This window comes from Nocardia cerradoensis NBRC 101014 (assembly GCF_000308535.1).
GTDB classification, from domain to species: domain Bacteria; phylum Actinomycetota; class Actinomycetes; order Mycobacteriales; family Mycobacteriaceae; genus Nocardia; species Nocardia cerradoensis.
In genome coordinates, this window is record NZ_BAFW01000085.1 from 1 (window position 1) to 20770 (window position 20770).

23 protein-coding genes are annotated in these 20770 nt (G+C 68.8%); 15 read left to right on the forward strand and 8 right to left on the reverse strand.

Going from position 1 to position 20770, the window contains the following annotated elements; all coding sequences use genetic code 11:
* The 6 genes from ON23_RS09735 to ON23_RS09760 form a co-directional block, all read left to right on the forward strand.
* A partial coding sequence (locus tag ON23_RS09735) for an Asd/ArgC dimerization domain-containing protein (RefSeq protein WP_039777658.1) occupies window positions 1–388 on the forward strand: 388 nt, incomplete at its 5' end.
* Window positions 385–1602, forward strand: a complete 1218-nt coding sequence (argJ, locus tag ON23_RS09740) for a bifunctional glutamate N-acetyltransferase/amino-acid acetyltransferase ArgJ (protein ID WP_174376475.1) — start codon at window positions 385–387, stop codon at window positions 1600–1602. The genes ON23_RS09735 and argJ, both read left to right, overlap by 4 nt.
* Complete coding sequence (argB, locus tag ON23_RS09745) at window positions 1599–2534, forward strand: acetylglutamate kinase (RefSeq protein ID WP_051042314.1); 936 nt, start codon at window positions 1599–1601, stop codon at window positions 2532–2534. The genes argJ and argB overlap by 4 nt, the downstream gene beginning before the upstream one ends.
* Window positions 2531–3733 carry an acetylornithine transaminase gene (locus ON23_RS09750; RefSeq protein ID WP_039777659.1) on the forward strand — a complete coding sequence of 401 codons (1203 nt, stop codon included), beginning with the start codon at window positions 2531–2533 and terminating at the stop codon, window positions 3731–3733. The genes argB and ON23_RS09750 overlap by 4 nt, the downstream gene beginning before the upstream one ends.
* Before the next feature lie 2 nt (window positions 3734–3735).
* Window positions 3736–4674 (forward strand): ornithine carbamoyltransferase, encoded by a 939-nt coding sequence (gene argF / locus ON23_RS09755; protein ID WP_039777660.1) that lies wholly within the window; start codon window positions 3736–3738, stop codon window positions 4672–4674.
* Window positions 4638–5207: an arginine repressor gene (locus ON23_RS09760; protein WP_083903813.1), complete on the forward strand. Its 570-nt coding sequence runs from the start codon at window positions 4638–4640 to the stop codon at window positions 5205–5207. Before argF ends, ON23_RS09760 begins: the two co-directional genes overlap by 37 nt.
* A 52-nt stretch (window positions 5208–5259) precedes the next feature.
* Here ON23_RS09760 and ON23_RS09765 read toward each other — a convergent pair whose 3' ends face one another.
* Window positions 5260–5922: a TetR/AcrR family transcriptional regulator gene (locus tag ON23_RS09765; RefSeq protein WP_063821242.1), complete on the reverse strand. Its 663-nt coding sequence runs from the start codon at window positions 5920–5922 to the stop codon at window positions 5260–5262.
* A 77-nt stretch (window positions 5923–5999) separates the two neighbouring features.
* On the opposite strand from ON23_RS09765, the gene ON23_RS09770 reads away from it, so the two are divergent.
* Window positions 6000–6554 (forward strand): TIGR03086 family metal-binding protein, encoded by a 555-nt coding sequence (locus tag ON23_RS09770; protein WP_039777662.1) that lies wholly within the window; start codon window positions 6000–6002, stop codon window positions 6552–6554.
* 10 nt (window positions 6555–6564) lie between these two features.
* Here ON23_RS09770 and ON23_RS09775 read toward each other — a convergent pair whose 3' ends face one another.
* Window positions 6565–7371, reverse strand: a complete 807-nt coding sequence (locus tag ON23_RS09775; RefSeq protein WP_039777664.1) for an SAM-dependent methyltransferase — start codon at window positions 7369–7371, stop codon at window positions 6565–6567.
* A 173-nt stretch (window positions 7372–7544) separates the two neighbouring features.
* Window positions 7545–8414 (reverse strand): NmrA family NAD(P)-binding protein, encoded by an 870-nt coding sequence (locus ON23_RS09780; RefSeq protein WP_039777665.1) that lies wholly within the window; start codon window positions 8412–8414, stop codon window positions 7545–7547.
* A 72-nt stretch (window positions 8415–8486) separates the two neighbouring features.
* Between ON23_RS09780 and ON23_RS09785 the strand changes: the two genes are divergently transcribed.
* Together ON23_RS09785 and ON23_RS09790 are read left to right on the forward strand one after the other, a co-directional pair.
* Window positions 8487–9101 (forward strand): TetR/AcrR family transcriptional regulator, encoded by a 615-nt coding sequence (locus tag ON23_RS09785; RefSeq protein ID WP_039777667.1) that lies wholly within the window; start codon window positions 8487–8489, stop codon window positions 9099–9101.
* 47 nt (window positions 9102–9148) lie between these two features.
* Window positions 9149–9946 (forward strand): maleylpyruvate isomerase family mycothiol-dependent enzyme, encoded by a 798-nt coding sequence (locus ON23_RS09790; RefSeq protein ID WP_039777669.1) that lies wholly within the window; start codon window positions 9149–9151, stop codon window positions 9944–9946.
* A 48-nt stretch (window positions 9947–9994) separates the two neighbouring features.
* Here ON23_RS09790 and ON23_RS37800 read toward each other — a convergent pair whose 3' ends face one another.
* Window positions 9995–10162, reverse strand: coding sequence for a hypothetical protein (locus ON23_RS37800; protein ID WP_157170193.1), 168 nt, complete (start codon window positions 10160–10162; stop codon window positions 9995–9997).
* Between the two features lie 320 nt (window positions 10163–10482).
* On the opposite strand from ON23_RS37800, the gene ON23_RS09795 reads away from it, so the two are divergent.
* The 4 genes from ON23_RS09795 to ON23_RS09810 all read left to right on the forward strand — a co-directional run bounded on the left by ON23_RS09795 (window position 10483) and on the right by ON23_RS09810 (window position 14915).
* Window positions 10483–11685 (forward strand): argininosuccinate synthase, encoded by a 1203-nt coding sequence (locus ON23_RS09795; RefSeq protein WP_030518242.1) that lies wholly within the window; start codon window positions 10483–10485, stop codon window positions 11683–11685.
* 492 nt (window positions 11686–12177) lie between these two features.
* Window positions 12178–13116, forward strand: coding sequence for a class I SAM-dependent methyltransferase (locus tag ON23_RS09800; RefSeq protein WP_039777671.1), 939 nt, complete (start codon window positions 12178–12180; stop codon window positions 13114–13116).
* Window positions 13113–14528, forward strand: coding sequence for an argininosuccinate lyase (argH, locus tag ON23_RS09805; protein ID WP_039777672.1), 1416 nt, complete (start codon window positions 13113–13115; stop codon window positions 14526–14528). The genes ON23_RS09800 and argH overlap by 4 nt, the downstream gene beginning before the upstream one ends.
* A 63-nt stretch (window positions 14529–14591) precedes the next feature.
* Window positions 14592–14915, forward strand: coding sequence for a DMT family transporter (locus ON23_RS09810; RefSeq protein ID WP_039777673.1), 324 nt, complete (start codon window positions 14592–14594; stop codon window positions 14913–14915).
* Between the two features lie 7 nt (window positions 14916–14922).
* On the opposite strand, the gene ilvA is transcribed toward ON23_RS09810, so the two are convergent.
* A complete protein-coding gene (gene ilvA / locus ON23_RS09815) occupies window positions 14923–16143 on the reverse strand; it encodes a threonine ammonia-lyase (protein WP_039777675.1) in 1221 nt (406 codons plus the stop codon).
* A gap of 155 nt (window positions 16144–16298) precedes the next feature.
* Between ilvA and ON23_RS09820 the strand changes: the two genes are divergently transcribed.
* Window positions 16299–16781, forward strand: a complete 483-nt coding sequence (locus ON23_RS09820; protein WP_039777677.1) for an RrF2 family transcriptional regulator — start codon at window positions 16299–16301, stop codon at window positions 16779–16781.
* A 216-nt stretch (window positions 16782–16997) separates the two neighbouring features.
* Window positions 16998–18233: a globin domain-containing protein gene (locus ON23_RS09825; protein WP_039777679.1), complete on the forward strand. Its 1236-nt coding sequence runs from the start codon at window positions 16998–17000 to the stop codon at window positions 18231–18233.
* A gap of 6 nt (window positions 18234–18239) precedes the next feature.
* Here ON23_RS09825 and idi read toward each other — a convergent pair whose 3' ends face one another.
* From idi to ON23_RS09840, 3 genes are all read right to left on the reverse strand, one after another.
* A complete protein-coding gene (gene idi, locus ON23_RS09830; protein WP_223273529.1) occupies window positions 18240–18803 on the reverse strand; it encodes an isopentenyl-diphosphate Delta-isomerase in 564 nt (187 codons plus the stop codon).
* Entirely contained in the window at window positions 18800–19672 is an 873-nt protein-coding gene (locus ON23_RS09835) for a geranyl diphosphate 2-C-methyltransferase (RefSeq protein WP_039777680.1), read from the reverse strand. Before ON23_RS09835 ends, idi begins: the two co-directional genes overlap by 4 nt.
* 52 nt (window positions 19673–19724) lie before the next feature.
* The coding region (locus tag ON23_RS09840; RefSeq protein ID WP_039777682.1) for a family 2 encapsulin nanocompartment cargo protein terpene cyclase at window positions 19725–20770 on the reverse strand (1046 nt) is incomplete at its 5' end.

Consider the following 20770-nt stretch of genomic DNA (forward strand, 5'->3'; position numbering starts at 1 on the left):
GATCGGCGATGTCACAGTCTCTTTCACGCCGGTGCTGGCTCCGATGCCGCGCGGCATCCTCGCCACCTGCACCGCGCGCCTGCGTCCCGACGCCGCGGGTGCGGTCGCCGACCTGGCCGCCGCCCGCGCGGTCTACGACAAGGCCTACGGCGACGAACCGTTCATTCACCTGCTGCCCGAAGGCGTACTGCCGCAGACGGGTTCGGTGGTCGGCTCCAACGCCATCACCCTGCAGGTCGCCGTCGACACCGCCGCGCGCACGCTGGTGGTGATCGGCGCGATCGACAATCTGACCAAGGGCACCGCGGGCGCCGCGGTGCAATCGATGAATCTCGCTCTCGGTCTCGACGAGACCGCCGGACTTTCCACCGTAGGAGTGGCACCGTGACCGACACCGATATGGCCGGCGGCAAACTGGTCCGCACCCAGGGTGTGACCGCACCGCTCGGATACCGGGCAGCCGGCATCGCAGCAGGTATCAAGGCCAACGGAAAGCTCGATCTGGCCCTGGTTTTCAACGAGGGGCCCGACTATGCCGCGGCGGGCGTGTTCACCCGCAACAAGGTGAAGGCCGCGCCGGTGCTGTGGTCGCAGCAGGTGCTCACCAGTGGCCGCCTGCGCGCGGTGATCCTCAACTCCGGCGGCGCCAACGCCTGCACCGGCCCGGGCGGATTCCAGGACACCCACGCCACCGCCGAGGAACTGGCGAAGGCGTTGAGCAATTGGGGAACCGAAACCGGGGCGGGCGAAATCGCGGTCTGCTCAACGGGTTTGATCGGTGACCGGCTGCCGATGGACAAATTGCTGCCCGGTGTGACCGAGATCGTGCACGAGATGGCGGGTGGCCTGTCCGGCGGCACCGACGCCGCGCACGCGATCATGACCACCGACACCGTGCCCAAACAGGCCGCGTTCCACCACGCCGACAAATGGAACGTCGGCGCGATGGCCAAGGGAGCGGGCATGCTCGCCCCGTCGCTGGCCACCATGCTCGTGGTGGTCACCACCGACGCGGCCGCCACCCCGCAACAGCTGGACACGGCGCTGCGCAACGCTACCCGGCTGACCTTCGACCGGCTCGACGTCGACGGCTCGTGCTCGACCAACGACACCGTATTGCTGCTGGCCAACGGCGCCAGCGGCGTCACCCCGAGCCAGGAGGAACTCGACGCCGCGGTGCTGGCGGTCTGCGACGACCTCGCCGCACAGCTGATGGCCGACGCCGAAGGCGTCACCAAGCGCGTCGAGATCACCGTCACCGGGGCGGTAAGCGAGGACGAGGCGCTGACCGCCGCCCGCGCGGTCGCCCGCGACTCGCTGGTCAAGACCGCGTTCTTCGGTTCCGACCCGAACTGGGGCCGGGTACTGGCCGCGGTGGGCATCGCCCCCATCGAATTGGATCCCGATCGGGTCACCGTGTCGTTCAACGGAAATCCGGTATGCGTCAACGGAACCGGAGCGCCCGGCGCGCGCGAGGTGGATCTGTCCGGCCCCGATATCGCGGTGCTGGTGGAACTGGGCCTCGGCGAGGGCACCGCCACCGTGCGCACCACCGACCTCTCGCACGGCTACGTCGAAGAGAACTCGGCCTACAGCTCATGACCACCGAAGCGACACCGGAGGTTCCGGTGACCACTCAGGATCTGTCGGCGCTGGACAAGGCGCACGTGCTGGCCGGCGCGCTGCCGTGGCTGCAGAAGTTCCGCGACAAGATCGTGGTCGTCAAATACGGCGGCAACGCCATGATCGACGAGACCCTCAAACACGCCTTCGCCGCCGATATGGCGTTCCTGCGTACCGTCGGTGTGCATCCCGTGGTGGTGCACGGGGGTGGCCCGCAGATCAGCGCCATGCTGAAGAAGCTGGGGCTGCAGGGCGAATTCCGCGGCGGTTTCCGCGTCACCACTCCCGAGGTGATGGATGTGGTGCGGATGGTGCTGTTCGGTCAGGTCGGCCGTGAACTGGTCGGGCTGATCAACGCGCACGGCCCGTACGCGGTCGGCATCTCCGGTGAGGACGCGCGGCTGTTCACCGCCACCCGCCGCACCGTCACCGTCGACGGCGAGCAGACCGATATCGGCCTGGTCGGCGACGTCACCGCCGTCAACCCGGACGCGGTGCTGGATCTCGTTCGCGCCGGGCGCATTCCGGTGGTGTCGACCATCGCGCCCGATGCCGACGGCGTCGTGCACAACATCAACGCCGATACCGCCGCCGCGGCGCTGGCGCAGGGCATCGGCGCGGAGAAGCTCGTGGTGCTCACCGATGTCGAAGGCCTGTACACGAATTGGCCCGACCGCTCGTCGCTGACCACCCATATCGACACCGACGCCTTGGCCGCCCTGCTGCCGAGCCTGGACGCGGGCATGGTGCCGAAGATGGAGGCATGCCTGCGCGCCGTTCAGGCCGGTGTCCCGACCGCGCACGTGATCGACGGCCGGGTGCCGCATGCGGTACTGCTGGAACTGTTCACCGGGGAAGGTATCGGAACGATGGTGACCCCTCCCGAGACGGCAGGAACGACACACTCATGAGCGACAACGGCACGAGCACGGAACAGTTGCAGCAGCGGTGGTCGTCCGCGCTGATGAACAACTACGGCACCCCGAAGGTGGCGCTGGTGCGCGGCTCGGGCGCGGTCGTGTACGACGCCGAGGGCAACCGTTACGTCGACTTCCTCGGCGGTATCGCGGTCAACAGCCTGGGCCACGCCCATCCGGCGATTCTGGAGGCCGTCACCCAGCAGCTCGGCACCCTCGGCCACGTCTCGAATCTGTATGTGAGCGAACCGGTTCTGGAACTGGCCGAGAAGCTGCTCGCACATTTCGGTGACGGCAACGGCCGGGCGTTCTTCTGCAATTCGGGGACCGAGGCCAACGAGGCGGCATTCAAGATCGCGCGCCTCACCGGACGGCACAAGATCATCGCCTGCGACGAGGCCTTCCACGGTCGCACCATGGGCGCGCTCGCACTGACCGGCCAGCCGTCGAAGCGGGCGCCGTTCGAACCGATGCCGCCCGGTGTCGTGCACGTGCCCTACGGCGACGCCGCGGCGCTGGCCGCCGCGGTGGATTCCGATACCGCCGCGGTCTTCCTCGAGCCGATCATGGGGGAGAGCGGCGTGGTGGTGCCGCCGCTGGACTATCTGGCCGAGGCCCGGCGGATCACCTCCGAGCACGGCGCGCTGCTGATCCTCGACGAGGTGCAGACCGGAATCTGGCGCACCGGATCGTTTTTCGCCCATCACGCCGCGGGCATCGTGCCCGATGTGATGACGCTGGCGAAGGGGCTCGGTGGCGGCCTGCCCATCGGCGCGGTGCTGGCGCAGGGCCCGGCGGCGGAGCTGCTCACCCCCGGCCTGCACGGCACCACCTTCGGCGGTAACCCGGTCAGCGCCGCGGCCGCGCTGGCGGTGCTGCGGACCATCGACGAGCAGGGACTTGCGGCCCATGTCGAATCGGTCGGCAAGACGCTGATCGACGGCATCGAAGACCTCGGCCACCCGCTGATCGACCACGTGCGCGGCGCGGGTCTGCTCATCGGAATCCAACTGACACAGGACGTTTCGGCGAAGGTCGAGCAGGCCGCGCGCGCCGCCGGCTATCTGATCAACCCGCCCAAGCCGAATGTGATCCGGTTGGCCCCGCCGCTGATCCTGACCGAGGCGCAGGCGGAGGGTTTCCTCGCCGATCTGCCCGGCATCCTCGACGCGGCTTCCCAGGAGAGTGAGTGACCATGGTGCGGCATTTCCTGCGCGACGACGACGTCACGCCCGCCGAACAGGCCGAAATCCTCGCGCTGGCAGCGGAATTGAAGGCGGCGCCGATCTCCCGGCGGCCGCTGGAAGGGCCGCGCGGTGTGGGGGTGATCTTCGAGAAGAACTCCACCCGCACCCGCTTCTCCTTCGAGATGGGTATCGCGCAACTCGGCGGGCACGCGGTGGTCGTCGACGGCCGCGACACCCAGCTGGGCCGTGAGGAAACCCTCGCCGATACCGGCCGGGTGCTCTCACGCTACGTCGACGCCGTCGTCTGGCGGACCTTCGAACAGCATCGGCTCGACGAGATGGCCTCGGCGGCAACGGTTCCGGTGGTGAACGCGCTGTCCAACGAATTCCATCCGTGCCAGGTGCTGGCCGATCTGCTGACCTTGCGGGAGTACAAAGGCGAGCTCGCCGGTCGCAAACTCACCTACTTCGGCGACGGTGCGAACAATATGGCGCATTCGCTGCTGCTGGGCGGCGCCACCGCCGGGCTGGACGTCACCATCGCCGCTCCCGAGGGGTTCCAGCCCTACGACTGGGTGCTCGAGGCCGCCCGCAAACGGGCCGCCGAAACCGGCGCCACGATCACCCTGACCGACGATCCCGTCGCGGCGGCCACCGGCGCCGATGCCCTGGTCACCGACACCTGGACCTCGATGGGGCAGGAGAACGACGGCCTCGACCGGGTCGGCCCGTTCCGTCCCTTCCAGCTCAACGCCGAACTGCTCGCCCACGCCGCCTCGGATGTGGTTGTGCTGCACTGTCTTCCGGCGCATCGTGGCGAGGAGATCACCGACGAGGTGCTCGACGGTCCGCACAGTGTGGTGTGGGACGAGGCCGAGAATCGGCTGCACGCGCAAAAGGCGCTGCTGGTATGGCTGCTGGAGCGACGATCGGGCGGTGCGGCGTGAGCACGGCGAGAGCGAACGGGTCGGCTGCCGGATCGGAGAGTCCGCGCACCGGCCCGGCCATCGCGCGTACCCGCGCCGGGCGCCAGCAGCGCATCGTGGAACTGTTGTCCGCCCACGCTGTTCGCAGCCAGACCGAGTTGGCGGCCCTGCTCGCCGACGAGGGCATCGAAACCACCCAGGCCACGCTGTCGCGCGATCTGGACGAGCTCGGCGCGGTGAAGCTGCGCGCGGCCGACGGTGGCGCCGGCATCTACGTCGTTCCCGAGGACGGCAGCCCCGTGCGTGGTGTCACCGGCGGTACGTCCCGGCTCTCGAAACTGCTCGGCGACCTGCTGGTCTCCACCGATCACAGCGGTAACCTCGCGGTCCTGCGCACGCCGCCGGGCGCGGCGCACTTCCTGGCGAGCGCGCTCGATCGCGCGGCCCTGCCGGAAGTCGTCGGCACTATCGCCGGCGACGACACCATCGCGGTGATCGCCCGCGAACCCATGACGGGTGCGGAACTGGCCGCGAAGATCGAACATCTGGCGTAGACGGCCGGTTCCGCGTGGGATCGTTTCCGACGCGACGGGGTTCGGCCGCGAGTTACGCTCTGGGCCGACGTCGCGTCCGGCCCGCAGATCGGCCCGGCGAGGACACCCCCGTCGGCTCGGTCAGTCCGAGGGCCGCTCGAAGTGCCGCCCTCCCACGTTCGGCGGCGCGGGGATCGTCGAGAAGTTGTATTTCCTGGTTGACCGCCATCGTGATGCCGATGACAGTGGTGACCAGTTCGTCCGCCGGACGATGGGGGCCCTCCGATTCCGCCTGATACGCAAGGATTTCGGACTCCAGCGTCGTACGCGCGCTGGTCACGTAGGCGCGCAGACGGTCGCGCAGCACTCCCGGCCGGCCGTCGAGTTCGGTCGAGGCCGCGGTGACGAAACAGCCTCCCGGAAACGGGCATTCGGCCAGATAGCCGATCCAGTTGTCGATCAGACGCGCCAGCCGTTCGGTGCCCGGCGGTGACCCGTCCAGCGGGGCGATCACCGCCGCTCGAAAGATCGTCCCGGCCTGCTCCACTGCGCTCAGCTGCAACTGTTCACGCGATCCGAAGGGCCCCACGACCCCGGCCTTGCTCATGTTCAGGCTCTCGGCGAGCGATCCGATGGTCACCCCCTCCACGCCGATCAGCGAGGCCTGTTCGACCGCGGCCGAGATGATGCGCTCTCGCGTGTGGGCGGCGTCGGCGGCGGAACGGCGAGGTGACATGAGCCCAGCATAGCGTCCGATCGTTCGCTATAGTCATTTGGCGAACGAGCGTACGCTAAACGATGAAAGGTATTGTCATGAGCGAACTTCTGCGGCTGGACGCGATGGCTCTGGCCCTGATCGGCCATGATGTGGTCACACTCGACGACGCGGATCTCGCCGCGCCGACGCCGTGCGCGGGATGGGATGTCGCCGATCTGATCACCCATATGAACGAGCGGCACGAGGCGGTGAACGCCTCCGTGCTCGGGAACTCGGTCGACGGCGTGGACGATCCGCGTGAGGTGTTCGCGCAGATCACCGCGCGCTGGATCGCCGCGATGGAGCGCTCCGGCGAGGTGGTCGTGTTGCCGCGGTCCGGTCCGCTGCCCGTCGAACACGTGCTCGGCGTCCATCTGGTGGATATGCTCACCCACCGCTGGGACCTCGCCCGGGCTCTGCGCCGTCCGTGCCCCGTGCCGGCGCGACTGCTGGCCGCGGCCCTGCCCATCGCACGCTCGATCACCGCGCCCGGCAGTCCGCTCAACGGCCCGGGCGGCGCCTATCGCCCCCGGCTGGCCGAGGACGAATCCCGCCCGCCGCTGGACAATATCGTCGCCCTGCTCGGGCGCGATCCGGACTGGCGCGGGTGAGGGTGCGGCGCTAGGGCTTGCGGGCGACCGCGCCCCAGCAGTTGACCTGCTTGTCGAGCCAGGACGGGGGTTCGATTCCGGGGCGCCAGCGGTTGACGGCGACCACGCCCGGATCGAGCAGTTCGAGTCCGTCGAAGAAGGCGGCGAATTCGTCGCGGGTGCGGGCCTGCGCGTGGACGGCGCTGCGGCGGTACATGTCGAGCGCCCGGTCCATCCCCTCCGGGTCCAGATCGGCGGTGATGTGGGATGCGATGACGAACGAGCCGGGCGCGAGATTGTCGAGCAGGGTCTTCAGCACGCCGGCCGGATTCTGGTCGGCGGACAGGAAATGCAGCACCGCGACCAGGCTCAACGCCACCGGGCTGGCCAGATCGAGCGTCTCGTGCAACTCCGGTGCGGACAGGATCGCCTCGGGATCGGTGAGGTCGGCCTGAATGAAGGTGGTGCGGCCCTCGGGCGATCCCGCGAGCAGGGCGCGCGCGTGAGCCAGCACCACCGGGTCGTGGTCGACGTACACCACGCGGGCCTCCGGCGCCCGCTCCTGTGCTACCTGATGCAGGTTGGGTTCGGTCGGGATGCCCGTGCCGATGTCGAGGAACTGTTTCACCCCGGCGTCGGCGAGGGCGTCGACCGCGCGATGCATGAACTGCCGGTTGTGCCGGGCCGCGATCCGCACCGTCGGAAAGCCCTCCATGACCTTCTCGAGGGCGCGGCGGTCGACTTCGTAGTTGTCCTTGCCGCCCAATGCGTAGTCGTAGATGCGGGCACTGCTGGGCGCCTCGGCATCGGAGGTCGCACTGCTGTCGGATGCGGTCATCACAGTCCTGTCGGCGCGGGATCGTCTCGATCGGATGGTATTCGAAACCAAGCGCTCGTGCACGGATTCCGTGCCGACCGGAACATGTTGGCGATCAATGGGATTGGCGGAACCGGACGCGGGAGTTCGCCGTGTCCGCCGACATTCCGGACCCGCGGCGCGAATCGGACGGATCAGCCGGCGACAGCCGGGGCGAGCACCTCCGCGCACCATTGCCGGAAACCGGTGGGGGAGTAGGACTCCGGTGTGCGCGGCGTGTCGTAGAGGCCGTTTTCGACCGCGGCGGACATATCCACCAGGCCCTGCGCCCAGGCCGCGCTCATCCCGTGTGCCGTCAGCGACGCCGCGTAGTCGGCCGCCGGGACCTGCTGGTAGCCGATCGAGCGGCCGAGCACCTCGGACATGATGCGCGCCATCTCGTTGTGCGACAGTTCTTCCGGGCCGCGGATCTCCACGCTGTCCTGTCCGGTCCAGGACTCGTCGAGCAGCAGTCGCGCCGCGACGGCCGCGATGTCCCGGGTCGCACATGTGGGTGCGCGGAAATCGCCGGAGATGGTGCCGAAGAAGGTGCCCAGGTTCCGGATCGGATCGACCTGCCGGAGCAGATTGTCCATGAATCCGGGCGGGCACAGCGACCGATAATGCACTCCGCTGCTCTCGATCAGCGCGTCCATGGCGAAGATCGCCGAAATCTGGCCCGCCTTCCGGCCGCCTGTGCGGCCGAGGCTCGAGACGGCGACGACGCGGCCGACGCTGTCGAGCGCCTCGCACAGCGGCGTCACGAATTCCAGGACGTGCCCGGGAACGCTGGGCGCCGACGGATTCGGCGGCACCAGCCAGAACACGGTGTCGGCGCCCTTCACCGCGGCGGCGATGACGTCACGGTCGGTGGTCGAACCCCGCACCACGTCGACCCGCTCGCGGATGTGCGGGGCCAGGCGCGCGGGGTCGCGGGCGATCACCCGGATCGGCTGGTCGCTGTCGGCGACGAGGTCGAGGACCTGGTGGCCGATACTGCCTGTAGGTGTGGTGACGACGATCATGAGCTACTCCTGAACGAGCACGGCGTAAGTAAACTACACCGTACCGTTTACTTTGACGGAAGGGAAGACCACATGGCGAGGCGTGGCGATCGACTGCGCGAACACATCCTGTGGACGGCCAAGGACGTCTTCCTCGAGGTCGGGTTCGAGCGGACGTCGATGGATGTGCTGGCCGCGCGCGCCGAAACCTCCAAGCGAACCCTGTACGCGCATTTCGAGAACAAGGACGCGCTGTTCCTCGCCGTCGTCGACTTCGTGCGGGGTCTGCATCAGAACCGGCTGGGAACTCCCGAGGACTACGGCGACGACCGCCTGGACGCGGTGACCGGATACTGCGTCGGATTCCTGTGGTCGGTGGTGTGGATCCAGTCGGTGCGGACCTGCCGGCTGGTGATCGCCGAGGCGGAGCGGGTGCCGGCTGCCGCCGCCGACTTCTACGACGCCATCTTCGCGACCACCCGGCGCAATCTCGCCGCATTCGTGGCGGCGAAGTGGCACCTACCCGATTCCGATGCGCTCGCCGCCGTGGACGAACTTTTCTCTCTCGCAATCCATCCGCGCTTCACGGCGGTCCTGTTCGGCATCGAGGAAGCGCCGGACGAGTGGCCCGAACGGCGACCGGGCCCCGCCGATCCCGACTACGAGCGGATTCGCCGGATCGTCACCGGAGTACTCGGGGACGCCTGACGCGTCGAGTCCGCGACTATGTCGGTGCCCGTTCCTAAGGTGTGCGCATGGCGCTGACCTTCGAACGGTATTGCGATGAGATCGTGGCCCAGACCGAGTTGCTGCGTGCCGCTCTCGCGCACGCCGACACCGCGGTTCCCGTACCGAGCTGCCCGGGCTGGACCGTGGGGCAGCTGGGTCGTCACCTCGGCGGCGCGCAGCGGTGGGCGCGGGCGGCGGTCGCCGGCCGGGTGCGAGAACCGTTGCCGGAGAACGACTTCGCGTTCCGGGATCTGTCCGGATATCTGGACGAGGATCCCGAAGAACTGCGCACCTGGCTCGCCGAGGGCGCCGCGGATCTGTCCGCCGAACTCCGCCGGGCCGGGCCCGGCCTCGAGCTCTGGACCCCGGTGCCGGTCGTGCCGACCACGGACTTCTACGCTCGCCGCTTCACCCACGAAACGCTGATCCATCGGGCGGACGCCACGCTCGCCCTGGGGGCCGACTATCAGGCCGCGCCGGAGGTGGCCGCGGACGCCATCGACGAATGGCTGGAACTGGCCTCGTTGCCGGTCATGTTCGAGTACAAGCCCGAATCCCGGGAACTGCTCGGCCCCGGCCGCACCCTGCACTTCCATGCCACCGACACGCCCGAGGACCTCCATGCCGAATGGATCGTCGATCTCACCGGCGAGGTCATCGCCTGGCGGCGGGCTCACGAGCGTGCCGCGGTCGCGGTCCGCGGACCACTCACCGAACTCCTGCTGGTGATCTACCGGCGCCGGACCGTCGAGGCCGCCGAGATCGAGATTCTCGGCGACCGGGGGCTGTTCGACTTCTGGCTCGACCGGGTCAGCTTCGGATGAGAGCCGGCTCGCACCACTCGGAACGCGGGCCCGGCAACTTCCTCCGGCTCAGGCCAGCGGATACTGTCCGGGCGGGTAGCTCCCGCCCAGGCCGCCGCCCGGCGTGCCCGCGCCGCCCGCGCCGATCAGGTCGGTGATGAGGGTGATCACCGACTGGCCGATCGCCAGCACATCGGATCCGATCGTGCCGAAATAACCCGCAAACGTGGAGAGCATGGGTCCGCCTTTCCCGGGGCATCCGAGGCCGTTCGCTATCAGGGTGACATATCGGGGATACCCGGTTGCGGCAATTTCATTGACGCTCAGAGCTTTCGGGGTGAATGTCCGAATTTGTCCGATCCGTCGGGTGGGCAGGCGGGGTCGCCGGGGTGCTCGGGCGGTGGTATGCCCACCCCCGGTTATGAATGGGATTGCATCGTCATGCATAATCATTTGCAGTTGATGTGAGCCGTCCGAGGGCGGGTAGCGGCGGCACATCGCACCGGTGACATCGCGCACCCACCTACGCACACGCACGAACCTGAGGAGCATCAGATATGGCCGATCGCGTCGTACTCGCCTATTCCGGCGGGTTGGACACCTCCGTTGCCATCAGCTGGATCGGCAAGGAGACCGGGGCCGAGGTGGTCGCCGTCGCGATCGATCTGGGCCAGGGCGGCGAGGATATGAACGTGGTGCGCCAGCGCGCACTGGACTGCGGCGCGGTCGAGGCCATCGTGGTCGACGCCCGCGACGAATTCGCCGACGAGTACTGCCTGCCGACCGTGCAGGCCAACGCCCTCTACATGGGCCGCTACCCGCTGGTGTCCGCGATCAGCCGCCCGCTGATCGTCAAGCACCTGGTCGAGGCCGCCGAATATCACGGCGCCACCACCGTCGCCCACGGCTGCACCGGTAAGGGCAACGACCAGGTCCGCTTCGAGGTCGGCATCGGCGCGCTCGCGCCCGATCTGAACGTCATCGCCCCCGTGCGCGACTACGCGTGGACTCGCGAGAAGGCCATCGCCTTCGCCGAGGAGAACGCGCTGCCGATCACGGTGAGCAAGAAGTCGCCGTTCTCGATCGACCAGAACCTGTGGGGCCGCGCGGTCGAGACCGGCTTCCTCGAGGATCTGTGGAACGCGCCGACCAAGGACGTCTACGACTACACCGTCGACCCGACCGTCAACTTCGAGGCGCCCGACGAACTGATCGTCACCTTCGACAAGGGTGTGCCGATCGCGATCGACGGCCGCCCGGTCAGCGTGCTCGAGGCCATCACCGAACTCAACAAGCGCGCCGGTCGCCAGGGCGTGGGCCGGCTGGATATGGTCGAGGACCGCCTCGTCGGCATCAAGAGCCGCGAGATCTACGAGGCACCGGGCGCGATCGCGCTGATCACCGCGCACCAGGAACTCGAGGCCGTCACCGTCGAGCGCGAACTCGGCCGCTACAAGCGCCAGGTCGAGCAGCGCTGGGGCGAGCTGGTCTACGACGGCCTGTGGTTCTCCCCGCTCAAGCGGGCCCTGGACGCCTTCGTGCGCGACACCCAGCAGCACGTCTCCGGTGAGGTGCGCATGGTGCTGCACGGCGGCAACGTCGTCGTCAACGGCCGTCGCAGCGAGGAGTCGCTCTACGACTTCAACCTGGCCACCTACGACGAGGGCGACAGCTTCGACCAGTCGCTGGCCAAGGGCTTCGTCCAGATCCACGGCCTGTCCTCCAAGGTCGCCGCGCGCCGGGACCTGTCCAAGAAGTAAGACGCCGGCACGATCGGCCGGGCCGCGCGCCCGGCCGGTAGCCTGCGTGCCGGTCGTTGCTGCACGGAAGCCCTTGTGCGCTCGATCGCTCGATGGCCGCGCCGCGAGCAGAATGCGGGCCGATCGCGTGTTCGCCGCAGGTGCGCCACGATCGGCCCGCAACGCGGCAGGTCTCGCGAGTGCAACGCGTGCGGACCCAGAAGGTTCGTGAGCGTCCGGTGGTTGGCGCCGACGGTGCGGCACCGGCCGATGGATCCGATCGACGTGCGGCGGGCAGGAACGCGTCGCGGTGCGCAATCGTCGCCGCCATTCGGGTCCACCTCCGGCGCGAGATCGGCACGGTCCCGCTGTGCGCACTCCTTGTGCCGAGTGCGTACAGCCCGGTGCGGAGTCCGGCGCCGCACCAGGCGCGGAGTAGCCTGCCACCGGGTGAAACCGCACGACCGCAGGGTGCGCATCGTGTAGAAGGCGACGCAGCCCGAACGGGAGGAGATGTCCGTGCGCAGTGACGACGACAGCTGGGATATCACCGAAAGTGTCGGCGCGACCGCCCTCGGTGTGGCCGCGATGCGGGCGGCCGAGACCCGGCGCCCCGATGCGCTGTTCCGCGACCCCTACGCCGCGCGTCTGGTCGAGGCCGCCGGGTCGGGCTGGAGCCACATCATGCGCGCTCAGGTCGCGGCGACATCGGCCGGTGCGGATCCCGCCGGCGAGGGCGAGCCTGCCTACAGTTCGCTGGCGGCGATGCTCATCGCTCGCACGGTCTACTTCGACGAGTACTTCGCTGCCGCCTCGGCCGCCGGAATCCGGCAGGTCGTGATCCTCGCGAGCGGACTCGACGCCCGCGCCTACCGGCTCGAATGGCCTTCCGGCACGGTGGTTTTCGAGATCGATCAGCCGAAGGTGCTGGAGTTCAAGAACTCCGTGCTCGCCGATGAGCAGCCCGCCGTCGACCGGCGCGCGATCGCCGTGGATCTGCGTCAGGATTGGCCGAAGGAGCTGTGGGACAACGGTTTCGATCCCACCGCACCGACCGCCTGGCTGGCGGAGGGACTGCTGCGGTACCTGCCCGGCGAGGCGCAGGACCGGCTGTTCGACGACATCGCGGCGCTCAGCGCGCCCGGCAGCCGGATCGCCCTGAACATCGGGCGCGGCCGGCGCGAGGATTCGCCCGCACGACGCGCGATGCGGGAGCGCCGCAAGCGACTGCTCGCCGAGGCCGGGATCACGCTGAACCTCGAAGAACTCTGGTACCCCTGGGAGGGCCGCACCGATCCGCGCGACTGGTTCGCCGCGCACGGCTGGACCGTGACGACCGGCGACCCGGTCTCCCTGCTGACCGACCACGGCCGCGAGCAGCCCGATGTCGCTCGCGCCGAACTGAACCACCACATTCTGATGACCGCCACACGAGGAGACGAGAACCGATGAGCCAAGCCACCAACGAGGGCGCGCTGTGGGGTGGGCGTTTCGCCTCCGGCCCCGCCGCCGCCATGGCGGCGCTGAGCAAATCGACCCATTTCGACTGGGCACTGGCGCCCTACGATATCCGCGCGTCCAAGGCCCACGCTCGGGTGCTGCACAAGGCCGGACTGCTGTCGGAGGCCGATCTGGCGGGCATGCTGGACGGGCTCGACCGGCTCGCGGCCGATGTCGCCTCCGGCGCGTTCACCCCGGCCGAATCCGACGAGGACGTGCACGGCGCGCTCGAACGCGGTCTGATCGATCGAGTCGGTGCCGAACTGGGCGGCCGGTTGCGCGCGGGACGTTCGCGCAACGATCAGGTGGCCACCCTGTTCCGCATGTGGTTGCGTGATGCGGTGCGCCGCATCGCCTTCGGCGTGCTCGAGGTCGTCGACGCCCTGGTCGAGCAGGCCGCCGCGCATCCGGATGCGGTGATGCCCGGCAAGACCCATCTGCAGGCGGCCCAGCCGGTGCTCCTGGCCCATCAGCTGCTCGCCCACGCGCACCCCTTGCTGCGGGACGTGGACCGGCTGCGCGATTTCGACAAGCGCGCGGCGATCTCCCCGTACGGCTCGGGCGCACTCGCGGGTTCCTCGCTGGGCCTCGATCCCGAAGCGATCGCCGCCGATCTGGATTTCGACGCCGCCGCGGCCAATTCGATCGACGCGACCTCCGCGCGCGACTTCGCCGCCGAGGCCGCCTTCGTCCTCGCGATGATCGCGGTCGATCTGTCGCGCATGGCGGAGGAGATCATCATCTGGAGCACACCGGAATTCGGTTACATCACCCTCGCCGATGCCTGGTCCACCGGATCGTCGATCATGCCGCAGAAGAAGAACCCCGACGTGTCGGAGCTGACCCGCGGTAAGGCCGGGCGCCTGATCGGCAACCTCACCGGCCTGCTCGCGACCCTCAAGGCGCAACCGCTGGCCTACAACCGGGATCTGCAGGAGGACAAGGAGCCGCTGTTCGATTCGGTGGCGCAGCTGGAACTGCTGCTGCCCGCCATCGCCGGTCTGGTCTCCACCCTGACCTTCCACACCGAGCGCATGGCCGAATTGGCGCCCGCCGGATACACCCTGGCCACCGATATCGCGGAATGGCTGGTGCGCCAAGGGGTTCCGTTCCGCGTGGCGCACGAGGCGGCCGGTGCGTGCGTGCGCGCCGCCGAAGCGCGGGGCGTCGGCCTGGACGAATTGACCGATGCCGAGTTCGCCGCCGTGGACCCGGCCTTGACGCCGCAGGTGCGCGAGGTGCTCACGGTGCAGGGGTCCATCGCCTCCCGCAACTCCCGCGGTGGCACCGCCGGTGTGCGGGTCGCCGAGCAGTTGGGCGAGGTTCGCACCACAGCCGCCGAAGCCCGCACCTGGCTGAGCTGAACCAGCGGCTCGTGCGTCCGGACCGTGCGGGCCCTTCCACCCCGCGCCCGATATCGTGCGCGCATGATGTTCCTCTTTCTCGGATTGGCCATCGTGACCGAGGTGTCGGCGACGGTGTCGCTGAAGCTGTCCGAGGGATTCACCAAGCTGGTGCCCTCGATCGTCGTGGTGGTCGGGTATGTGGCGGCGTTCATCTTCCTGTCGCAGGCCCTGAAGCGGGGGATGTCGGTCGGCGTCGCCTACGGCGTGTGGTCGGCGATCGGGGTGGCGCTGGTCGCCACGATCGGCGTGCTGTTTCTCGACGAGCCGCTGACTGCGGTGCAGATCGGCGGCATCGCGCTGCTGATCGCCGGGGTGCTGGCGCTGGAACTGGGCGGCGCGCACTGACGCGCGCTCAGTCCTGAACGCGCACAGCGTATTCCGCCCGATCGAGCGCGTCCAGAACGTCGTCGCGATGGGCGGGGCCGCGGGTCTCGAGGGTCAGCTGTACCTCCACCTCGTCGATGGCCAGACCGGCCGGAGTGCGCGCATGCACCACGTCGAGCACATTCGCCCCGGTTCCGGCCACGGCGTCGAGCAACCGGCTCAGACTGCCCGGGCGATCCGAAATGGTGATCCGCACGGCGAGGTAGCGCCCGCCGGTGCTGAGCCCGTGTCCGATGATGCGGGTCAGCAGGATCGGGTCGACATTGCCGCCGGAGATGATCGCGCAGACCGGTCCGCGCAGGCGCAGTTCGTCGGCGGGCAGGCTCAGCAGGGCCGCGACCGCCGCGGCGCCCGCCGGTTCCACGACGAGTTTCGCCCGTTCCAGGCACAGCAGCACGGCCGCCGAGAGCGCGTCCTCGCCCACGGTGACGATCGTCGGCTGGTGGGCGATGACATGGGCGAACGGCACCTCACCCGGCCGTCCCACGGCGATTCCGTCGGCGATCGTCGACATGCGCTGCAAGGCAACGGGTTCGCCGGAACGCAGCGAGTCGGGCCAGGCGGCAGCCAGCGCCGCCTGGACGCCGATCACCCGCACCTGCGGCGCGACCGGATGCAGGGCCGCGGCGATCCCCGCCAGCAGTCCGCCACCTCCGGTCGGCACCAGGACGGTGCCGACGTCCGGAAACTGTTCGAGCAATTCCGATCCGACGCTGGCCTGGCCCGCGACGATATCGGGATGGTCGAACGGATGGATCAGCGTCGCCCCACTTCGCTCGGCGAATTCCTGGGCCGCGAGCAGTGCCTCGTCCACCGTCTCGCCCACCTGATGCACGGTGGCGCCGTAGGCGCGGGTGGCGACGAGTTTGGGCAGCGGCGCTCCCACCGGCATGAACACCGTCGAGGCGATGCCCAAAGTCGTTGCGGCCCAAGCGACTCCCTGAGCATGATTACCGGCACTGGCGGCCACCACCCCGTGGGTGCGTTCTGCCGGGGCGAGATTGGCGATGCGGAAGTAGGCGCCGCGCGGCTTGAACGATCCTGTCCGCTGCAGGTTCTCGCATTTGAGCCGCACGTCGGCGCCGGTGCGCTCGGACAGGACCCGCGAGGCGATGACGGGGGTGCGGCGGATGACGGGCGCGAGCATCTTCTGCGCCGCGCTGATGCGATCGAATCCGATCAGCTCCATGCGGCCATGCTGCCAGACGGTGGCCGCGAATCCGGGTAAAGCCGGGCGCGCGGGCGGCAGGTGTGAGCCGGACCGCAAAATCGGCACGAGGCGGGGTAATTGAACCCACACCGCTGAATGCGCTTTCCGAAGGCGGAATTAAGTAGCCTGGGAGAATGCAGTTGTCGCGATTCACCGATCTGGGGCTGCGGGCGATGATGCGGCTCGCGGTGAGCAGCGGCGCCGAGGAGCGCGTGACCGCGAAATTGATCGCCCGGCAGGTCAACGCCTCCGAACACTATGTCGCCAAGGCCGTCACCAAACTGTCCGAACTGGGACTGGTGGCATCGCAGCGGGGTCGCGCCGGCGGCATCTTCCTCACCGACGCCGGTCGCACCGCCACCGTCGGGCAGATCGTGCGCGGCCTCGAAGGCGCGGCCGAGGTGGTCGACTGCGTGGGCGATCATCCCTGCCCGATGGCCGGGGCGTGTCGCCTGCGGCGGATCCTGGCCGAGGCGCAGGAGTCGTTCTATCGCGAACTCGACCGCTATACCCTCGGCGATCTGGTCGATCGGCGGACGCAGCAATTACTGCATCTGTCGGCGTCGCCGGCATTACCGTTCGGCGGTTTCGCGGCCGGTGTCCCCGCCGTTTCCTGATTTCATACCTCTTCGTGATGCGCTGTGCGCCAACATCTTCGGCGTAACAGCGCATTTCGCTGTATCGGGACGAAAATGTGGCGCGGACAACATAATCCGCATCCGGAGCCGTAATTGAACACACGGCCCCGGAATTGGATTCGAAACATCGGAAATGGTTACCGTGGAATTCGTCCGGTGATTCACCGGAATTGTTGCTCGAAGAGGAGTTTCACCATGACGACCGCGTCGACATCGGCCCTGGACACCATCGCCGAACTGGAACCACACCACGCCGAGATCGTGCGGGCGACCCTGCCGGTGATCGGAGCGCGGATCGACGACATCACCGCCGAGTTCTACCGCCGCCTCTTCGCCGCGCACCCCGATCTGCTGCGCAACATGTTCAATCGCGGCAATCAGGCCCAGGGAGAGCAGCAGCGCGCGCTCGCCGCCTCGATCGCCACCTTCGCCACCCACCTCGTCGATCCGAACCTGCCGCATCCGCGCCAATTGCTGGCTCGCATCGGCCACAAGCACGCCTCGCTCGGGGTGGTGCCCGACCAGTATCCGGTCGTGCACGAGCACCTGTTCGCGGCGATCGTGCATGTGCTGGGCGAGGCCGTCACCGCCGAGGTCGCGGCCGCGTGGGACCGGGTCTATTGGCTGATGGCGGACACTCTGATGGGATTCGAGAACGAGTTGTACTCCGGCGCGGGAGTCGAACCGGGCGCGGTCTTTCGCGAGGTCCGGGTGGTGCAGCGCATCGAGGACCCCGCCGGCACCGTCACCTTCGTCGTGGAATCCGCCGACGCTGCCGCGCCGCTTCCCGCATTCGTTCCCGGACAATATGTTTCGGTCGGCGCCGACCTGCCCGACGGCGCCCGCCAGCTGCGCCAGTACAGCCTGGTCAACGCGCCCGGCGGGGGCCGGCTCGCCTTCGCGGTGCGTCGTGTCACCGCCGTCGGCGACCGGCCCGAGGGCGAGGTGTCGTCGTGGTTGCACACCGACGTCGAGGTGGGCGACCGGCTGCAGATCACGCTGCCGTTCGGCGATCTGACCATCGACACCGCCGCGCGGACACCGCTGGTGCTCATCTCGGCCGGCATCGGCGTCACCCCGATGGTCGGAATCCTGGAATATCTCGCGGCCACCGGATCGCGGCGCCGGGTGCTGGCGTTGCACGCGGACCGCGCCGAGTCCACGCACCCGCTGCGCGGCACCCAGGCCGAACTGGTCGCCGGTCTGCGCGAGGCCGAGCTGCACGTCTGGTACGAGGAGCCCGGCGCCGGCGCGCATGCGGGCCTGCTGTCCCTGACCGGCATCGAGCTGCCCGCGGGCGCCGAGATCTACCTCTGCGGCGGCACCGGCTTCCTGCAGGCGGCACGGGCGCAGCTGAAGGCCGCCGGTGTGGCCGACGAGCGGGTCCACTTCGAACTGTTCGCCCCCAACGACTGGTTGCTGGATCTGTGAGCCGGCTCAGCGCCCGGCGCGCGCCGTGGCCAGCACCCCGTGCAGCCACGGCGTGAAATCCGCTGGGGCGGAATCGATATCTGAGTCCAGCCGATCGGGATCCGCCCAGCGCAGCGCGGCTACTTCCGCCGGGTCGGGATGGCCGGGCACGCCGGTGAACTCACCGATCAGTACGTGGTCCCATTCGTCCTCGACCCGCCCGGTCGCGGGATCGTCGGCCCGGTAGCGATAGACCCCGACCTCACGCAGTTCCGCGCCGATCCGCAGTTCCTCGCCCAGCCGGACGGCGGCGGCCTCGGCGAGGGATTGGCCCGGCTTCGGGTGTCCGCAACAGGTGTTGGACCAGCGCAGCGGGAACCGGGTCTTGACCGCGGCCCGCTGCTGCAGCAGCACCCGCCCGTCCGGCCCGAACAGCAGCACCGAGAACGCGCGGTGCAGCCGTCCGGGCGCGGTGTGGGCGTCGGACACCGGACAGATTCCGGCCGGGCGGCCCTGCTCGTCGACCAGTTCGACGGGCAGGGACTCGCGGTCGACCGTGCTGTCGGTGGAGGTGGTGTGGGTGCCGGTCACCGCCCTACCTTATCGGCGGCTATGACCAGGTACTGGAAACTGCCCTCGCGATAGGAGGTGAGGAACGGTTCCTCCACCCCGGTCGCCAGCTCGCACTGCGTGCGAAGTTCCCAGTACGGGATGGTCGCGGAGGTCAGGTCGGTGACCGCGATCGGGACCAGGCCGTTGGCCGTCAGCGCCCGGAAATACTCGCCGCGCGGATGGATCATGCACCCGTAGTGGGCGTCGATCCAGCTCACCGCGGCCGACCGGCCGCCGGTGACGTCGTTGGAGCAGCCGGTGACACAGACGTAGCGCCCGCCGGGTACCAGCAACCGGGCGACTTCGGCGAACAGGTCCGGCAGATCGACGTACATATCGGTTTCGTTGGTCCAGATGCCGCGCATGGAAGCGGCCTCGAATCCGGTGTCGAGCATGTTGCGGTAGTGGAACCGCACCAGATCGTCGACACCCCGCTCACGGGCCTGATCGTTGGCGAAGCCCACCTGATATTCGGAGATGGTCACCCCGTCGACCCGGCATCCGAAACGCTCATGGGCCATGAAGCTGGTGCCGCCGCGGCCGGAGCCGGCATCCAGCAGCCGGTCGCCGGGCCCGATGTCACCGAGGTAGTCGAGCAGCAGATCGGCCTGGGCGGTTTCGAGCCGGTGCAGTTCGGCGACGATGCGCTCGCCGCGCGTCTCCTCCGGTCCTTCCAGCACCGACCAGTCGGGCTCACCGATGCCGTAATGATGGTGGTACAGCCCGTCGACCGCGCCGAGTTCGGTATTGACGCGATCGTCGTTGGGATTGTCGTTCCAGTAGGCGGCGACGGCCCGCTGGTAACTCGTGTGCAGAACGCCGTCGGTTGCGGGCTGGAGCACGGTCATCGCAGATCATCCTCTCGATCGGTGGGTACTGCTGGTGGAACCGGCATCGGGTTCAGGCGTCGCGATAGCGGCGGCTGTCGGCGTGCCAGGCGCGATTGCCGCCCAGCCATGCCCACAGTCCGGCGAGGAAGCGGCGTTGCTGCGGCGAACCGGTCGCCGCCAGTGCCATGGCCTCGGCTTCGAATCGATGGACCAGTTCGTCGTGGATCGCCGCGGTGCGCTGCACGGCCTCGCGGCGCGTGCAGCCCTCCTCGGCGGCCAGTACCGTCGGCAGATTGAATTCCCTTCCGCCGGACAGGTCTTCGCGCGCCATCGAGTACAGGTCGTTGACCATCTGAGCGGCCAGCGCGGCGGTGGTGACCGCGCGCCGCATGCGGGGATCGCAGTAGCCCGCCGCGTCGATCTCGTAGCCGCCGACCGTATCGATCGGTGCCATACACGGCAGGAAACTGTGCGGTTGCCGATTGGTGAGGTATTCCCATACCGGCGGCATCCGCCCCGCGGCGCGCCACCCCGCCTCGGCGCCCAGCGCGATGAACCAGCCGCCGATCTCGGTGCGCAACCGGGCGAGCTGAGCGGCGCTGGAGTAGCGCGCGAGATGGTCGAACGAGGTGCGGAAGGCCCGCAGAATCGGATCGGCCCGCAGCGCGCGCTCCAGCTGTGCCTGATAGGCCACCGGAAGTTGGACGGGATCTATTGCGGCCATGGCCAATTCGAGCCGCGGCCCCAATTCGGCGGCCGCATCGGACGGGGTGCCGTCGGGTGCGTGGTCGTCGGCGTCCTCCTCGCAGTAGTAGTCGTCCACCGACCACTCCGAGACGGCGGCCTTGGCCGCCGCGAGGAGCCGATCGGCATCGTCGCAATCGGGGTGGGCGAGCATGATCAGGCGGCCGAATCCGGCCTTCGCCAGATCGTCGAGCCGGCCCTCGTAGAGCCCGATGTCGTTGGCCCACTCCAGAATTCCCGCATCGACCGCCGCCGCGAGGGCGGGATCGTCGCGAATGGGCGGTGGGCAGTACAGCGGCGGGATATCCGTTCGGGCGGGCAGCTCCTCGCGCGGACCGCCGGCGCCGGATGCGGCCGGCGCGGACCCCGGCG

What these genes read in the sequence shown, in the direction of transcription:
- ON23_RS09820 (WP_039777677.1), top strand. Translation starts at nt 16,299, where the DNA reads ATGCAGTTGTCGCGATTCACCGATCTGGGGCTGCGGGCGATGATGCGG.
- ON23_RS09785 (WP_039777667.1), top strand. Translation starts at nt 8,487, where the DNA reads ATGGCGAGGCGTGGCGATCGACTGCGCGAACACATCCTGTGGACGGCC.
- ON23_RS09750 (WP_039777659.1), top strand. Translation starts at nt 2,531, where the DNA reads ATGAGCGACAACGGCACGAGCACGGAACAGTTGCAGCAGCGGTGGTCG.
- ON23_RS09795 (WP_030518242.1), top strand. Translation starts at nt 10,483, where the DNA reads ATGGCCGATCGCGTCGTACTCGCCTATTCCGGCGGGTTGGACACCTCC.
- ON23_RS09770 (WP_039777662.1), top strand. Translation starts at nt 6,000, where the DNA reads ATGAGCGAACTTCTGCGGCTGGACGCGATGGCTCTGGCCCTGATCGGC.
- ON23_RS37800 (WP_157170193.1), bottom strand. Translation starts at nt 10,162, where the DNA reads ATGCTCTCCACGTTTGCGGGTTATTTCGGCACGATCGGATCCGATGTG.
- argB (WP_051042314.1), top strand. Translation starts at nt 1,599, where the DNA reads ATGACCACCGAAGCGACACCGGAGGTTCCGGTGACCACTCAGGATCTG.
- argF (WP_039777660.1), top strand. Translation starts at nt 3,736, where the DNA reads ATGGTGCGGCATTTCCTGCGCGACGACGACGTCACGCCCGCCGAACAG.
- ON23_RS09765 (WP_063821242.1), bottom strand. Translation starts at nt 5,922, where the DNA reads ATGTCACCTCGCCGTTCCGCCGCCGACGCCGCCCACACGCGAGAGCGC.
- ON23_RS09780 (WP_039777665.1), bottom strand. Translation starts at nt 8,414, where the DNA reads ATGATCGTCGTCACCACACCTACAGGCAGTATCGGCCACCAGGTCCTC.
- ON23_RS09835 (WP_039777680.1), bottom strand. Translation starts at nt 19,672, where the DNA reads ATGACCGTGCTCCAGCCCGCAACCGACGGCGTTCTGCACACGAGTTAC.
- ON23_RS09760 (WP_083903813.1), top strand. Translation starts at nt 4,638, where the DNA reads ATGGCTGCTGGAGCGACGATCGGGCGGTGCGGCGTGAGCACGGCGAGA.
- ON23_RS09825 (WP_039777679.1), top strand. Translation starts at nt 16,998, where the DNA reads ATGACGACCGCGTCGACATCGGCCCTGGACACCATCGCCGAACTGGAA.
- ilvA (WP_039777675.1), bottom strand. Translation starts at nt 16,143, where the DNA reads ATGGAGCTGATCGGATTCGATCGCATCAGCGCGGCGCAGAAGATGCTC.
- argH (WP_039777672.1), top strand. Translation starts at nt 13,113, where the DNA reads ATGAGCCAAGCCACCAACGAGGGCGCGCTGTGGGGTGGGCGTTTCGCC.
- ON23_RS09790 (WP_039777669.1), top strand. Translation starts at nt 9,149, where the DNA reads ATGGCGCTGACCTTCGAACGGTATTGCGATGAGATCGTGGCCCAGACC.
- ON23_RS09775 (WP_039777664.1), bottom strand. Translation starts at nt 7,371, where the DNA reads ATGACCGCATCCGACAGCAGTGCGACCTCCGATGCCGAGGCGCCCAGC.
- ON23_RS09800 (WP_039777671.1), top strand. Translation starts at nt 12,178, where the DNA reads ATGTCCGTGCGCAGTGACGACGACAGCTGGGATATCACCGAAAGTGTC.
- ON23_RS09810 (WP_039777673.1), top strand. Translation starts at nt 14,592, where the DNA reads ATGATGTTCCTCTTTCTCGGATTGGCCATCGTGACCGAGGTGTCGGCG.